The sequence below is a fragment of the Streptomyces sp. NBC_00554 genome, assembly GCF_041431135.1.
GTDB lineage: Bacteria > Actinomycetota > Actinomycetes > Streptomycetales > Streptomycetaceae > Streptomyces.
In genome coordinates, this window is sequence record NZ_CP107799.1 from 7,577,283 (window position 1) to 7,591,487 (window position 14,205).

15 protein-coding genes are annotated in these 14,205 nt (G+C 71.5%); 8 read left to right on the forward strand and 7 right to left on the reverse strand.

Going from position 1 to position 14,205, the window contains the following annotated elements; translation table 11 throughout:
• The first annotated feature begins 22 nt into the window (after positions 1-22).
• From OG266_RS33375 to OG266_RS33385, 3 genes are read left to right on the forward strand one after another with little or no spacing between them, the layout of a single operon-like run.
• Positions 23-814: an SDR family oxidoreductase gene (locus OG266_RS33375; protein ID WP_371550240.1), complete on the forward strand. Its 792-nt coding sequence runs from the start codon at positions 23-25 to the stop codon at positions 812-814.
• Positions 815-868: 54 nt separating this feature from the next.
• Positions 869-1,480, forward strand: a complete 612-nt coding sequence (locus OG266_RS33380) for a TetR/AcrR family transcriptional regulator (protein WP_266465462.1) — start codon at positions 869-871, stop codon at positions 1,478-1,480.
• Positions 1,481-1,527: 47 nt separating this feature from the next.
• Positions 1,528-2,685: an acetyl-CoA C-acetyltransferase gene (locus OG266_RS33385; RefSeq protein WP_326723779.1), complete on the forward strand. Its 1,158-nt coding sequence runs from the start codon at positions 1,528-1,530 to the stop codon at positions 2,683-2,685.
• Here the strand turns inward: OG266_RS33385 and OG266_RS33390 are convergent.
• Genes OG266_RS33390 through OG266_RS33405 form a run of 4 tightly spaced genes read right to left on the reverse strand, consistent with a single transcriptional unit; the run spans position 2,669 to position 6,151 of the window.
• A complete protein-coding gene (locus OG266_RS33390) occupies positions 2,669-3,727 on the reverse strand; it encodes an NAD(P)H-dependent flavin oxidoreductase (protein WP_371550243.1) in 1,059 nt (352 codons plus the stop codon). The two genes, OG266_RS33385 and OG266_RS33390, sit on opposite strands and share 17 nt — an antisense overlap.
• Positions 3,727-4,527 carry a CoA-transferase subunit beta gene (locus OG266_RS33395; protein ID WP_371550245.1) on the reverse strand — a complete coding sequence of 267 codons (801 nt, stop codon included), beginning with the start codon at positions 4,525-4,527 and terminating at the stop codon, positions 3,727-3,729. The genes OG266_RS33390 and OG266_RS33395 overlap by 1 nt, the downstream gene beginning before the upstream one ends.
• Positions 4,524-5,390: a CoA transferase subunit A gene (locus tag OG266_RS33400; protein ID WP_371550247.1), complete on the reverse strand. Its 867-nt coding sequence runs from the start codon at positions 5,388-5,390 to the stop codon at positions 4,524-4,526. Before OG266_RS33400 ends, OG266_RS33395 begins: the two co-directional genes overlap by 4 nt.
• Entirely contained in the window at positions 5,387-6,151 is a 765-nt protein-coding gene (locus OG266_RS33405) for an enoyl-CoA hydratase family protein (protein WP_329548203.1), read from the reverse strand. The genes OG266_RS33400 and OG266_RS33405 overlap by 4 nt, the downstream gene beginning before the upstream one ends.
• A 102-nt stretch (positions 6,152-6,253) precedes the next feature.
• Between OG266_RS33405 and OG266_RS33410 the strand changes: the two genes are divergently transcribed.
• Positions 6,254-6,994, forward strand: a complete 741-nt coding sequence (locus tag OG266_RS33410; protein WP_371553046.1) for an SDR family oxidoreductase — start codon at positions 6,254-6,256, stop codon at positions 6,992-6,994.
• Positions 6,995-7,005: 11 nt separating this feature from the next.
• Complete coding sequence (locus OG266_RS33415; protein WP_371550249.1) at positions 7,006-7,926, forward strand: SDR family oxidoreductase; 921 nt, start codon at positions 7,006-7,008, stop codon at positions 7,924-7,926.
• A gap of 283 nt (positions 7,927-8,209) precedes the next feature.
• On the opposite strand, the gene OG266_RS33420 is transcribed toward OG266_RS33415, so the two are convergent.
• Positions 8,210-8,935: an ankyrin repeat domain-containing protein gene (locus tag OG266_RS33420; RefSeq protein WP_371550251.1), complete on the reverse strand. Its 726-nt coding sequence runs from the start codon at positions 8,933-8,935 to the stop codon at positions 8,210-8,212.
• A 78-nt stretch (positions 8,936-9,013) separates the two neighbouring features.
• Entirely contained in the window at positions 9,014-9,910 is an 897-nt protein-coding gene (locus OG266_RS33425) for a hypothetical protein (protein ID WP_329548206.1), read from the reverse strand.
• Between the two features lie 275 nt (positions 9,911-10,185).
• Here OG266_RS33425 and OG266_RS33430 point away from each other — a divergent pair, with 275 nt between their 5' ends.
• A complete protein-coding gene (locus OG266_RS33430) occupies positions 10,186-10,968 on the forward strand; it encodes a trypsin-like serine protease (protein ID WP_266470765.1) in 783 nt (260 codons plus the stop codon).
• A gap of 70 nt (positions 10,969-11,038) precedes the next feature.
• On the opposite strand, the gene OG266_RS33435 is transcribed toward OG266_RS33430, so the two are convergent.
• On the reverse strand, positions 11,039-12,799 hold the full coding sequence (locus OG266_RS33435; protein ID WP_371550253.1) for a beta-galactosidase family protein: 1,761 nt from the start codon (positions 12,797-12,799) through the stop codon (positions 11,039-11,041).
• 96 nt (positions 12,800-12,895) lie between these two features.
• On the opposite strand from OG266_RS33435, the gene OG266_RS33440 reads away from it, so the two are divergent.
• Both OG266_RS33440 and OG266_RS33445 read left to right on the forward strand, forming a co-directional pair.
• Entirely contained in the window at positions 12,896-13,780 is an 885-nt protein-coding gene (locus tag OG266_RS33440) for a helix-turn-helix domain-containing protein (protein ID WP_371550254.1), read from the forward strand.
• Between the two features lie 54 nt (positions 13,781-13,834).
• Positions 13,835-14,203 carry a chorismate mutase gene (locus OG266_RS33445; protein ID WP_266465491.1) on the forward strand — a complete coding sequence of 123 codons (369 nt, stop codon included), beginning with the start codon at positions 13,835-13,837 and terminating at the stop codon, positions 14,201-14,203.
• The last annotated feature ends 2 nt before the right edge of the window (positions 14,204-14,205 follow it).

Genomic DNA, 14,205 nt, shown 5'->3' on the forward strand with positions numbered 1-14,205 from the left:
TTTGGTAGGTTAGCGTGGAGCCATGAGCGACGTCGAGAGTCCGGCGTACGTATCCGGGCACGGGCTGCTGAAGGGGCGTACGGCCGTCATCACCGCCGCGGCCGGCGCCGGTATCGGCGGAGCTACGGCGCGCAGGTTCCTCGAAGAGGGCGCCCGCGTGCTGATCGGCGACGCGCACGCGCGACGGCTCAAGGAGAGCGCCGAGGCCCTGGCAGCCGAGTTCGGTGCGTCGAGTGTCGCCTCGCTGCCCTGCGACGTCACCGACGAGGACCAGGTACAAGCCCTCCTCGACACGGCTCGAGAACTGCACGGAGGCCTGGACATAGTCGTCAACAACGCCGGTCTCGGCGGTACTTCGGCCCTCGTCGACATGACCGACGAGCAGTGGTCGAAGGTGCTCGACGTGACGTTGAACGGCACGTTCCGGTGTACGAGGGCGGCCCTGCGGATGCTCAAGGAGCAGGCCGGCGGCGGAGTGGTCGTCAACAACGCCTCCGTCGTCGGCTGGCGGGCCCAGGCCGGGCAGGCGCACTACGCCGCCGCGAAGGCCGGCGTCATGGCGCTCACCCGCTGCGCCGCGATCGAGGCCGCCGCTTACGGAGTGCGGGTCAACGCCGTGTCACCGAGCCTCGCCATGCACCCGCACCTGGCGAAGGTGACCACTCCGGAGCTCCTTGAGGAGCTGACGGCGCGCGAGGCGTACGGGCGGTACGCCGAGCCCTGGGAGGTGGCCAACGTGATCGTGTTCCTGGCGTCCGGCTACTCCTCGTACATGACCGGGGAAGTCGTCTCCGTCAGCAGCCAGCACGCGTAGGGGCGAGGCGGTCGGCATGCGTGGATACGAGGAGCACAGGACCACAATGGGCCCGTGCCTACCAAGAAGAAGCCCCAGGTGACCGCCTCGCCCGAGCGGCGCCGCGAACTGCTCGACACGGCCGCCGAGGTCTTCGCCGAGCAGGGCTACAACGCCACCACCGTACGCAAGATCGCCGACCAGGCCGGAATGCTCGCGGGCAGTCTCTACTACCACTTCGACTCCAAGGAATCGATGCTGGAGGAGATCCTGCGAACCTTCCTCGACGAGCTCTGGGACGGGTACGACACCGTCCTGGACGCCGAACTCGGCCCCCGGGAAACCCTGGAGGCCCTGGTCACCGAGTCCTTCCGGGAGATCGACCGGCACCGCGCCGCCGTCGCGATCTACCAGAAGGAGTCCAGACACCTCGCCGCGCAGCAGCGCTTCGCGTTCCTCACCGAGTCGCAGCGCAACTTCGAGAAGGCGTGGCTGAGCACGCTGGAGCGCGGTGTCGCCGCCGAGGTCTTCCGGGCCGACCTCGACATCCGGCTCACCTACCGGTTCGTCCGCGACACCGTGTGGGTCGCCGCGTCCTGGTACCGGCCCGGCGGGCACCACAGCCCGGAGGAGATCGCCCGGCAGTACCTGTCGATGGTGCTCGACGGGATCTCCGTACGCGAATAGATCCATGTCCGCGAGCCCCATGTCCGCATTTCCCTGAGGGAGTTGTCATGGCCGAGGCCTACATCGTCGAAGCGGTTCGTACGCCCGTCGGGCGGCGCAGGGGAGGCCTGAGCGGCGTCCACTCGGCCGACCTCGGCGCACATGTCCTCAAAGCCCTGGTCGAGCGCTCGGGTGTGGACCCGGCCGCCGTCGAGGACGTCGTCTTCGGGTGCCTCGACACGGTCGGGCCGCAGGCCGGGGACATCGCCCGCACCGCCTGGCTGGCGGCCGGGCTGCCCGAGGAGGTGCCCGGAGTCACCGTCGACCGGCAGTGCGGGTCCTCCCAGCAGGCCGTGCACTTCGCCGCCCAGGGCGTCCTGTCCGGCACCCAGGACCTGGTGGTCGCGGGCGGCGTCCAGAACATGAGCCAGATACCCATCGCGTTCGCCTCCCGCCAGGCCACCGAACCGCTCGGCCTCACCCAGGGCCCCTTCGCGGGCAGCGAGGGCTGGCGGGCGCGCTACGGAGACCGGCCCGTCAACCAGTTCCACGGCGCCGAACTGATCGCCGCCAAGTGGGGCATCAGCCGCCTGGACCAGGAGGAGTTCGCCCTCCGCTCCCATGAACGCGCGATCCGTGCCATCGACGAGGGCCGCTTCGCGCGCGAGACGGTGGCGCACGGGGAGGTCACGGTCGACGAGGGCCCGCGCCGGGACACCTCGCTGGAGAAGATGGCCGCCCTGAAACCGGTCATCGACGGTGGCACCGTCACCGCCGCCTGCTCCTCCCAGGTCTCCGACGGCGCAGCCGCCATGCTCCTCGCCTCCGAACGGGCCGTCCGGGAACACGGGTTGACCCCTCGCGCCCGCGTGCACCACCTCTCCGTACGCGGCGAGGACCCCATCCGTATGCTGTCGGCGCCCATCCCGGCCACCGCGCACGCCCTCAAGAAGACCGGCATGTCCATCGGCGACATCGACCTTGTCGAGATCAACGAGGCCTTCGCCCCGGTCGTCCTCGCCTGGCTGAAGGAGACCGGAGCCGACCCGGAGAAGGTCAACGTCAACGGCGGCGCGATCGCCCTTGGCCATCCGCTGGGCGCCACCGGCGTGAAGCTGATGACGACCCTGCTGCACGAACTGGAGCGCACCGGGGGCCGGTTCGGGCTCCAGACCATGTGCGAGGGCGGCGGTCAGGCGAACGTCACCATCATCGAGCGGCTCTGAGTAGCTCCAAGGACTTCAACGTCTCCTCGGCCTCGGTCATGATCCGGTCCACCAGCTCGGTGCACGAGGGCAGGTCGTCGATCACCCCGGCGACCTGCCCGGAGGCCATCACCCCGAGGTCCGTACGCCCGTCCACCATCGCGGACTTGAGCAGCATGGGCGTGTTGGCGGCGAGGAGGACCTGGCTCCAGGACAGGTTCTTGCCGTGCTTCATCGCGAGGCCGTCGCGGATCATGGCAGGCCAGGAGAGTCCGGATATCTTCCTGAAGCCGGCCGCCCGGCGGACGGCCTGAGCGAGAGCCCTCGTACGGCCCGACTTCTCGAGGGAGTCGACGAAGTCCGTACGCAGCATGCGGTGCGGGAGTCCGTCGACGGCCGTCGTGACCGTGACGTCCTTGACCGTCGCCGCCAGGTACCGCGCCTTCACCGCGTCCGGGACCGTCGAGTCGGAGGTCAGCAGGAAACGCGTGCCCATGGCGACGCCCGCCGCGCCGTACGCCAGCGCGGCCACCAGCCCCCGCCCGTCGTGGAAACCGCCCGCCGCCACGACCGGGATGTCCACCGCGTCCACCACCTGCGGCAGCAGCACGGTCGTCGCCACCTCGCCGGTGTGCCCGCCGCCCTCACCGCCCTGCACGATCACCGCGTCCGCACCCCAGGCGGCCACCTTCTCGGCGTGCCGGCGCGCCCCGACGGAGGGGATGACGACCACGCCCGCCTCCTTCAGCTCCGCGATCAGCTCGCGTGAGGGGGCCAGTGCGAAGGAGGCGACGCGTACGCCTTCGTCGATGATGATCCGCACCCGGTCGCCCGCGTCTCCCGCGTCGGCCCGTAGATTCACGCCGAACGGCGCGTCCGTGCGGGACCTGACTTCCCGTACGGCGTCCCGCAGTTGGTCGAGGGTCATCGTCGCGGAGGCCAGGACGCCCAGTGCGCCCGCCTCCGCCGTGGCGGAGACCAGGCGGGGGCCCGCCACCCAGCCCATGCCGGTTTGCACGATCGGGTGGCGGATCCCGACGAGCCGGGTGAACGCGGTGTCCATCAGCGGCCCCCGGCTTCGGCGGCCCCGGCCGTTGGGACCCCGGTCTTGGCGGCCCCGGGAATCATTCCCGCCCCGGGAACCTCGCGGTCCCGTGCGCCCTTCGGGTCGATGACCTCGCGGATCAACTCCAGCTCCGCCGGGGTCGGTTCGCGGGTGTACGGCACCTCGTCGGGGACGTACAGCTCGAAGCCCGTCGCCTCCCTGACCCGCTCGACGGTGACGCCCGGATGCAGGGAGGCGAGGCGCATCGAGTGGTCGGGGGTGGCGAAGTCGAAGACGCCGAGGTCGGTCACCACGCGGGGGATGCGGTGGAAGCGGGTGGCGCTCGGACCCGCCGCGGCGGCGCGGTCGTACCCGACTCCGCACACCATGTCGACCTTCGGGACGAAGACGCGCGTGGAGTGCTTCGGGATCCAGTAACTGGTCGGATTGTTGAGGGTGTTGACCGGCCCGCCGCGCACGCCGAGCAGTTGGCGCTTGGGCCTGGCCCAGTCGCCGACGCACGAGATGTTCTGGTTGCCGAAGCGGTCGATCTGGCTCGCGCCCATCATCACGTGCCGGCGCCCGCCGGTCACCATCGTCAGGTGCTGCCGGTACGGCAGCCAGCCCTCCGGTGTCCCGTCGAGGCCGACGAGCATCGCCTCGCCGTCGGTCAGCAGCAGATCGGGGGAGAAGGTGCGCTTGGCGAGGCGGGCGCCGATGGACGGGATCAGGCCCATGGGGCTGGCGAGCACCTCGCCGTTGTGCCGCCACGCCTCGGCGCAGGCGATCACGCAGTACTCGGCCGGTGTCGGGCTCACTGGTGCTGCTCCTTCTGCCAGGCCTGGACGGCGCTCTGGTAGGCGTGCTCGTCGCCGCCGAGGAACCGCTCGGCGAACTCCGCGTACGGCGTGGTCGCGTACAGCTTCTGGAAGGCCTCGTCGCGTCCGTGGTCCGGCGCGCAGGACGTGAAGTGCGCGCCGTTCGGCGCCTCGACGACACCCGTCACGCTCGACCGCTTGAGCAGCAGGGTCTGCGGCGCGGCCTCCTTGGTCAGCTCCGCCGTGTCGACCACCCGCTCGCAGGAGACGTACGCCGCGTCCGCCGCCTCGCAGAACAGGTCGTCGAAGTACGGGTCCGGGCCCAGGTACTGGCCGTTGCCGAGCCGGTCCGCGCGGTTCATGTGGACCAGGGCCGCGTCCAGCCGTAGGGCGGGCATGGCGACGAACTCCTCCCTGACGCCGGAGAGTTCATCGGCGTAAGGCGAAGTGACCGTCCGCAGCCCGGGGTTGACCCGCATCACGTCGGAGCCGAGTCCGGCGCGCACCGGCAGGAAGGGCAGCCGGTTCGCGGCGGCGTGCAGCCCCCACATGAACATCGCCTCGTCGACCTCCATCAGCTCGAAGGCGCCGCTCTCGCGCGCCGCGCGGTAGTGCGGTTCGAGCGGGATCGAGTCGAGGGTGACGAAGGCGGTCACCAGCTTCCGTATCCGCCCGGCGGCGGCGAGGAGGCCCACGTCCGGGCCGCCGTACGAGACGACGGTGAGATCGGTGATCCCGGACCGGAGCAGTGCTCTCACCAGGGCCATCGGCTTGCGGCGCGAACCCCAGCCGCCGATGCCGAGGGTCATCCCGCTCTCCAGGCGGCCCACGGCCTCCTGGGCCGACATGGTCTTGTCGCTCACTGAGTGGCCTCCTTGCCGAAGCTATCGCGAACGCGGTCGGCCACCCCGCTGAGAGCGGCCTCGTAGGTGAAGCCCTGCTCGAAGCGGTAGCTGCGGCGTACGTCGACGGGGTCGATGCCGTTGATGGCGGCCTTGGCGAGCCGGACGAGACGGCCGTCCTTCGCGGCGATCTCGCGGGCCAGCTCCAGGGCGGCCGCGCGCAGTTCGGCGCGCGGCACGACCTGCCACACCGAGCCGTGCGCGTGCAGCTCGGCCGCGGTCGCGGTGCGGGAGGTGTAGTAGAGGACGCGCATCAGGTGCCGCGGGACCAGACGGGCCAGATGGGTGGCCGCGCCCAGTGCCCCCCGGTCCAGCTCGGGCAGCCCGAAGGTGGCGTCGTCGCTCGCCACGATCGCGTCCGCGTTGCCGACGAGGCCTATCCCGCCGCCCAGACAGAAGCCCTGCACCGCCGCGACCACCGGCACCTCGCACTCGTACACCGCCGCGAACGCCTCGAAGCAGCCGCGGTTCGCGCCTATGAGCACGTCATGACCTTGCGTACCGCCGGTGGTGTCCCGCTGTATCTCCTTGATGTCCACGCCAGCGTTGAAACCGCGGCCCTCGGCGGTCAGCACGACACAGCGGATCCCCGGGTCGCGGCCGGCCGCGCGGACGGCGTCGGCCAGGTCGAACCAGCCCCGCACCGGCAGTGCGTTCACCGGCGGGAAGTCGACCGTGACGACGGAGATCCCCTTTTCCGGGGTCGAGGTGGAGACACCCATGGGCACATCAGCTACCTTCAGCTATCTTTCCACCAAACGTTTGTTAGGTGCGATTTCGAAGCTAGCAGCGAATGCATCCCAGCGGGAGGCCCTGTGGACAACGTGGATCTCGGCGGCAGGACCGTCGTCGTCACGGGCGGCACCCGCGGGGTCGGGGCCGGGATCGCGCGGGCCTTCGCACGGGCGGGCGCCGACGTAGTGGTCTGCGCGCGCAGGCCGCCCGAAGTGCCGGTCGAGGGTGTCGGGTTCGCGTCCGTGGATCTGCGCGACCCGCCCGCCGTCCGCGACTTCTTCGACGCCCTGCCCCGGGTCGACGTCCTGGTCAACAATGCGGGCGGTTCCCCATACCTGCCGCTCGCGGAGCCGGACGCCGAACGCCACGCGCGGGTGATCGAGCTCAACCTCATCGCGCCGCTGACCGCCTCCCTCGCCGCGCACCGCCATCTCCGGCGGGCCAAGGGGGCGGTCGTGATGATCGGCAGCGTGAGCGGGACGCGGCCCTCGCCCGGCACGGCGGCGTACGGGGCGGCCAAGGCGGGCCTGGAGAACCTGGCCCGTTCGATGGCCGTCGAGTGGGCCCCCGATGTCCGGGTCAACACCCTCGTCGTCGGCATGGTCCGCACCGAACGGTCGCACCTGCACTACGGGGACGAGGACGCGGTCGCCGCCGTCGCGCGGACCGTGCCGCTGGGCCGCCTCGCCGAGCCGTACGACGTCGGAGAGGCCGCCGTCTTCCTCGCCTCCGACGCCGCCGCGTACATCAGCGGGGCCTCGCTGCTCGTCCACGGGGGCGGGGAGCGGCCGGCCTTCCTCGATGCCGCGACCGCCAACAAGGAGAGCTGAGGAGAGCTGGGATGAGTGCACCGTTGCTGTGTGAGGGCCGGGTCGTCGTCGTCACGGGTGCGGGCCGCGGGCTCGGCCGGGCGCACGCGCTCGCGTACGCCGCCGAGGGGGCGCGGGTCGTTGTCAACGACCTCGGGGTCGGTCTCGACGGCGCGCCCGGTTCCGGGTCTCCCGCCGTGCAGGTCGTCGACGAGATCCGCTCGGCGGGCGGGGTGGCGGTGGCCCACGGGGGCGACGTCGCGACGACCGAGGGTGCCGCGTCCCTCGTGCGCGCCGCGCTGGAGACGTACGGGCGCCTCGACACCCTCGTCAACAACGCGGGGTTCCTGCGCGACCGGATGCTGGTCAATCTCGACGAGGACGACTGGGACGCCGTGATGCGGGTCCATCTCAAGGGGCACTTCCTGCCGTTGAAGCATGCGGCGTCGTACTGGCGGGCGGAGGCCAAGGCCGGGCGTCCGCCTGTCGCCCGGGTGGTCAACACCAGTAGCGGGGCGGGGTTGTTGGGGTCTGTCGGGCAGGGGAACTACAGCGCTGCGAAGGCCGGGATCGTGGGGCTGACGCTTGTCGCCGCCGCCGAGTTGGGGCGGTACGGGGTTCAGGTCAACGCGATCGCGCCTGCCGCGCGGACGCGGATGACGGAGGGGGCGTTCGCGTCGACGATGGCCGCGCCTGAGGGTGGCGGGGGCTTCGACGCGATGGCACCGGAGAACGTGTCTCCGTTGGTGGTGTGGCTCGGGTCCGCGGCGAGTGCCGGGGTCACCGGGCGGGTCTTCGAGGCGGAGGGTGGGCGGATCACTGTGATGGAGGGGTGGCGGGCGGGGCCGGGTGTGGACAAGGGGGCGCGGTGGACTCCGGCCGAGGCGGGGGATGCGGCGGTGAAGTTGTTGGCGGGGGCGGAGGTGCCGGGGGCGGTGTACGGGGCGGGGTGAGGGTTGGGTTTTTTCGCCCCCTCCGCCCCTACCCGTCCCGTTCCTGGGGCTGCCGCCCCCAGACCCCCGCTTCGGCCTGGACGGCCTCGTCCTCAAACGCCGGACGGGCTGAAAGATCTCTAGCCCCGGCCGGAGCTGAAAGATTTCAGCTCCGGCCGGGGCGAAAGATTTCAGCGCCGGCCGGGGAAATCTTCAGCCCCTCCGGCGTTTGAGGAGCGGGGGTTTGGGGGCGGAGCCCCCAAGGGACGGGAATGGGTAGGGGCGGAGGGGGCGAAAAAACCCCTCACCCGCCGAGCAGCGTGGCTATCTCCGCATGCCCCGTCTGCTGGTCGTTGCCCGCCGTCGGGTTGCCTTGCGTGTCGAGGAGTTGGACCTCGATGATGACGCCGCCGTCCGCCGGGTGGCGGTGGGTGACGGAGCGGCGGCCGGGGCCGTAGGCCTGCTCGAGGCCCGCGCGGAGTTCGGCCTCGACGTCGAGGGCCAGCCAGCGGCGCGCCTCCGCGAGGGCCTCGGAGCGGGACCGCGCGCCGTGCGCGAGGAGGGCGCGCACGCAGCCGGGCGACCCCCGCCGCGCGGCCGCGACCAGCGGGAGCTCGCCGCTCGGCCCGGGCCGGTCCGGATCCGCGCCGCCCGCGAGAAGGGCCTCCGCCACGGCGACATGGCCGCACCGCAACGCCCACGCCAGCGCCGTGAACCCGAACTCCTCCACGGTGTCGGGACCGGCCCCGGCCGCGAGCAGGGCCCGTACGACCTCGGTGTGCCCGCCGCACGCCGCCCCGCACAGCGGAGCGTCGGAGCCCGCGCTGAGCCGGTCGGGCGCGGCGCCGGCCGCAAGCAGCAGCCGTACGATGTCGGGCTGGTCGCTCACCGCCGCCAGGTACAGCACCGTCTGGCCGTCCTCGTCCACGGACTCCGGATCCGCGCCGGAGCGCAGCAGCCGTACGACCGCGTCCTCGTCACCCTCGTACACAGCGGTGAAGAGAAGCGCCGTGGGGTCGTTCGTGCTCATCCTTCGACCCTCGCTCCCGAAGGCCGGGTGAGGCAAAGGCTTTTGGGGTGTTCTGCCTCACCTCTTACGTCTCGTCACCTACGTGTCGCACTCCAGCACCGTCCGGCACAGCGCGCACCGTGCCCGTACCCGGCCGCGTACCGGCACCCTGATCCGCTGGTGGCAGGTGGGGCAGGGGAACGACACGCGCAGCGGGCCGCGGCCGTCGGGGGTGAAGGTGTAGGGGACGCCGGGCTGTGGGCCGGGGGTGTGGTGGTCCTGGGCGTAGCGGCGGTCCTTGGCGTAGCGGTGGCGGCCCGCCCAGCCGGCGGCGGTCAGCGGGGGCTGCCGTTCGTCGTGGTGGGCCTGGGCCATGCCCTTGGTGTACGCGGTGTACGCCTGCGGGCTGGTGAACCAGATCGAGGGGTCCTCGCCGAAGACCAGCGCCCGCTTGGCGAGGACGTAGCCGAACTCCTCCGGCGTCAGATAGCCGAGCTTCTGCGAGGAGTCCGCGTCCTCGCGGAAGGCGTCGAGGAGGAGCCAGCCCGCGCCGAGGTAGGTCGCCGCGGTGTCCGTGAGGATCTCGGTGTCGCGGGTGCCGGGGAAGTCGAGGCCGAGGCGGTGCAGGTAGACGTGCATGACCTCGTGGGCGAGGGCCGCGCCGATGTCCCGGCGGTGGGTGCGGAACCGGTCGTTGAGTTCGATGAAGTACTCGGGGCCCGCGGCGAGTTCGACGTTCGCCGCGTGGGTCATCTCGCGGAAGCCGACGATCATCCGGGCGTCCGGGAGGTGGTAGTGGCGCACCATCTCCTGGGCCACGCGCTGCGCGCCCAGATGCAGGTCGTCGGTGTCGCTGAAGGCCACGTCGGCGGGGGCCACGCTGGTCGCGAAGGTGTGGACGGTGTCGTACGAGAGCCGTTTGTAGAGCGCGGTGATCGAGGCCCGCACCGTGTCGAGGTGCGGGTAGCCGTGCTCGACGGGTCCGCCGTTCGCCACGTCCGCACCCCCTGAAGACGCCGGAACTGACTTCCACTGTAGGCCGGGGGTCCGCCGGGCGGCGGGGTGCGGAGGCGGGTGGCGGACTCGGTGTGGCTGGAATGAGGTCCTTGCCGGGGGTGCGGAGGGCTCTTCATAATCCGCAACAGCTTGGCAGGCACATGCCACGTGTCCGGGTCGGTCGGCTCCATCGGTGCCGCGGCCCAGTGCTGTGCGTGACGTGCGGCTCCCCGCTGCGCGTTCAACCCCCCACGAAGGGAAGCACGTTGAAGTTTCTGAAGAGATTCACCGGCGTCAAGAGAGCGCTCGCCATCGGCGCCGTCCTTCTCGCGGCCGTCTCGCTCCAGCCCCTCTCCAGCGCGCAGGCCGCGCCCGCGCCCGTCGTCGGCGGAACCCGCGCCGCGCAGGGCGAGTTCCCCTTCATGGTCCGGCTCTCCATGGGCTGCGGCGGCGCGCTCTACACGCAGCAGATCGTGCTCACCGCCGCGCACTGTGTGAGCGGCACCGGCGCCAACACCAGCATCACCGCCACCGCCGGTGTTGTCGACCTCCAGTCCACCACCGGCCGGGTCCAGGTCAAGTCCACCTACGTTTACCGGGCCCCCGGCTACAACGGCAACGGCAAGGACTGGGCGCTCATCAAGCTCGCCTCGCCCATCACCACCCAGTCGACGCTGAAGATCGCCACCACCACGCAGTACAACACCGGCACCTTCACCATCGCGGGCTGGGGCTCGGCCTCCGAGGGCGGCGCCCAGCAGCGCTACATGCTGAAGGCCACCGTGCCGTTCGTCAGTGACGCCACGTGTCGTTCCTACAGTGGCTACAGCGGCCTCGTCGCGAGCGACGAGATCTGCGCCGGCTACGCGGCGGGCGGCGTCGACACCTGCCAGGGCGACTCCGGCGGCCCGATGTTCCGCCGGGACAGCGCCAACGCCTGGATCCAGGTCGGCATCGTCAGCTGGGGCATCGGCTGCGCCCGCGCCAACGCCCCCGGCGTCTACTCCGAGGTCTCGACGTTCGCATCGGCCATAGCCGCCGCGGCGGCAACGCTCTGACCCTCTGACGCCACACGCGCTCGTGGGCGCCCGCGACCTGCCCCGGTCGCGGGCGCCCTGCCTCCCACCGTCAGCCCCGGTCCGGCCCGCGCAACACCGGCGAAGACGAAGGCTCGGGAAGCCGCGGAGCCTCCTGAAGTTCCAGCACCCACACCTCGTTGAGGCCCTCGCGCAGCACAGGACCGGGGACGTACAGCGAGCGCTGCGGGCCCACGGACCAGTAGCGGCCCAGATTGAACCCGTTGATCCACACGAACCCCCTGGTCCAGCCCGGGAGTTCGAGGAAGGCGTCCCCCGCGCCGCGTACCGTGAAGGTGCCCCGGTACAGGCCGCGGGAGCCGTCCGCGGGGAGTTCGCCGAAGGGGACCGGGCCGACGTCGTCCACCGCGTCCAGCCGCAGACCCTGCGCCCGCACCCCGTGCAGATACTGCCGCTCGTGCAGGATGCCTCCGGTGACGCCCTTCGGCTCGCCGCTGCGCGGACCGTAGTTGACCCTCCCCAGGGACTCCACCCACAGCTCCACGCGCGAGTGCCCCGCGACGGGCTCCTTGAGCCGTGCGTCGTCCTCGGTCAGCACCCCGGCCGCCGCCCCGTCGACGTACACCACCGCCAGGTCCCGCAGCCCGCGCAGGGTGAGCGGGTACGGCTGCCGGGGGCCGGGCACGGTCACCTCATACTTGACGAGCCCCTGGTCGACGTCCAGTTCCTCGAAGGTCGGCGGTACGGGGTACTCGTCCCCGGGGCCGCCAAGCGTCCGCAGTACGTCGTCCAGGGAGGCCCATGCGTCGAGGTCCAGTGCCACGGGCTCGGCGAGCGCCGGGGGCGCCGGCGGTACGTCGGGCAGCGGGCCGTCCGCGTACTCGGCGAGGATCTCCCGGAAGCGCCAGAACTTCTCGGTGGGCCGCCCGAGTTCGTCGATGGGCGCGTCGTAGTCGTAGGAGGTGACGTCGGGCTCCAGGGAGCCGTCGTGCAGTGCGCCGCCGCCCCGGTTGGCGCCCGCCCAGCCCGCGAAGTTCGTCCCCCCGTGCGCCATGTAGAGGTTGACCGACGCACCGCACTCCAGGATCTCCCGCAGCGCCTGGGCCGCGTCGTCCGGATCCCGTACGACATGACCGGCGCCCCAGTGGTCGAACCAGCCGCACCAGAACTCCATGCACATCAGCGGCCCCTGGGGCTGGTGACGGCGCAGCGTCTCGAAGGCCACGCGCGCGTGGGAGCCGAAATTGGCGGTCGCGAGGACTCCCGGAATCGAGCCGCCGGTGAGCATGTGGTCCTCGGGGCCGTCCGAGGTGAACAGCGGGACGGTCACGCCCCTGTCACGCAGCAGGTCGGCCAGCCGGCGCAGATACACCCGGTCCGAGCCGTAGCTGCCGTACTCGTTCTCGACCTGCACCATGAGCACCGGGCCGCCCCGGTCGATCTGCCGGGGCACGATCTCGGGCAGCAGCCGGCCGAACCAGCGCTCCACCTGCTGCAGATACTCCGCGTCCCGGGTCCGCGGCCGGCCCGTCAGCCAGTGCGGCAGCCCGCCGTTGTCCCACTCCGCGCAGATGTACGGGCCCGGACGCACGATCGCCCACAGGCCCGCCCGTCCGGCCGCGTCCAGGAAACGCCCCAGCTGCTCCACGTCGCGGAAGTCGCCGGGCCGCGGCTCGTGCAGATTCCACGGAACGTACGTCTCCACGCAGTTGAGCCCCATCGCCCGCAGCATCCCGAGCCGGTGCTCCCACAGCTCCTCGCGCACCCGGAAGTAGTGCAGCGCGCCGGACAGCAGCCGCACCGGCCGCCCGTCCAGCAGAAAATCCGTGTCCCCCACCGTGAACTCGCTCATGGGCCCACCCTCACCGCTGGCGACGGCCCGGTCCATGGACAAAGATCAAGGCTGGTTGGACAGATCTGAGGAGCCAAAGGGGAGGGGCTAAAGCGGATGTACCACACCTGGATGCGCTATTTCACCCCCGGTCCCGTGCATCACCGGCTCGGTCTCGTCTGCCTCGGCGTCGGCCTCCAGTACGGCGAGCTGCCCACCGTCGGGCCCCGCACCCTCGACCACCACGTGGCCGTCGTGATCGGCGAGGGCGGCGGCTGGTACCGGACACCCGACAGGCACCGCCTCACCGTCACCGCGCCCGCCCTGATCTGGCTGGTCCCCGGGGTACCGCACCACTACGGGCCCGACTCCGGCTGGGACGAGTGCTTCGTCGACTTCACCGGGCCCGCGACGGCGACGTACACCGAACTCGGCTACATCGAACCGGACCGGCCCGTCGTGCCCCTCTCCGACGCCGCCGGCGCCCGCGCCGTCATCGGCCGCATCGCCCGCGCCGCCCGCCGCGACAACCCCCTCCTGGAGGTCGAGACGGGTGCCGCCGTCCACGAACTCCTCGTCGCGCTGCGCCGCGCCCGCGCCGATCTCGCCCCCGACGGCTCCCCGGTCCTGCAAGCCCTCGCCCGCGACGCGTTCCAGCCACTGTCCGTCGCCGAGCACGCGGCCCGGCACGGCATGACCCCCGCCGAACTGCGCACCGCCGTCCGCCGCGCCGCCGGACGCAGCCCCAAGGACTACCTCCTCGGCATCCGCCTGGGCCGCGCCAAGGAGCTGCTAGCCGCCACCGATCTCCCCGTCGCCGCGGTCGCCCGACAGGTGGGCTACGACGATCCCGCCTACTTCTCCCGCCTGTTCACCCGACGCGTCGGCATGGCACCCGTCCGCTTCCGGGAACAGCAGGGCCGTACGGTGCCCGGCGGCTGGAGCGACCGGATACCTGACCCCGACGATCCACCCATGATCGAGCGTTCGCCCGCCACATAGGGAGCGCCCATACGCCTGCAGGGAGTGTGTGCACGCCACGTAGGGTTGGTCCCCATGACCAACAGCAACACCAACGAGGCGACCGCCGGCGCGGGCCCCCGGGTCGACCCGGCCGTCCGCGCCGAACTCGACCGGCTGCGCGACAGCATCGACAACATCGACGCCGCCGTCGTCCACATGCTCGCCGAGCGCTTCAAGTGCACGCAGCAGGTCGGCCACCTCAAGGCCGCCCATCAACTGCCGCCCGCCGACCCGTCCCGCGAGGCCCACCAGATCGCCCGGCTGCGCAGACTCGCCGAGAACGCCAAGCTGGATCCGGCCTTCGCCGAAAAATTGCTCAATTTCATCATCGCCGAGGTCATCCGGCACCACGAGCGCATCGCGGACGGCACTGTCGACACCATCGCCGACACGGGGGAGTGACA